Genomic DNA, 394 nt, shown 5'->3' on the forward strand with positions numbered 1-394 from the left:
CGTTTTCTGCGGGGCTTTCATAGATGAAACGGTTGCAGAAAACGCCTTCCAGACTGCCTGGGACCTTGGCAACTACTACCACTTAGAGCATGCGCCGCTGTACAACACCACGCTGGCATTCGCAGTCATGTCCAGCAAATACACTTATGAATCCATTGAGGAATTCGATGCGAAGATGGAGCGGCTCCTGACTCTTTCCGCCAACATTGTAAAAACGAACTCCATTCCTCCCCGGGAACCTGCGATCTGTATCGACTTTGCCGCCATGAAGGAATATCTGGACCGGGTGGAAAAGGAGGTCTCGGAAGCAGCCCTGGCCTGTGCCGACGGCGAGCTGATCCGCCGGGAGATGGAAAACGGTCTCCGTATGGTACGCCATGGGATTCATCTGTAT

Annotated in this window: 1 pseudogene; it reads left to right on the forward strand. The window is 53.6% G+C overall.

The features are described from left to right. A pseudogene (locus NE473_RS30500) lies at positions 1-394 on the forward strand (family 20 glycosylhydrolase); the annotation flags it as partial.

The organism is Hungatella sp. SL.1.14, from assembly GCF_024460495.1.
Taxonomy (GTDB): domain Bacteria; phylum Bacillota; class Clostridia; order Lachnospirales; family Lachnospiraceae; genus Hungatella; species Hungatella hathewayi.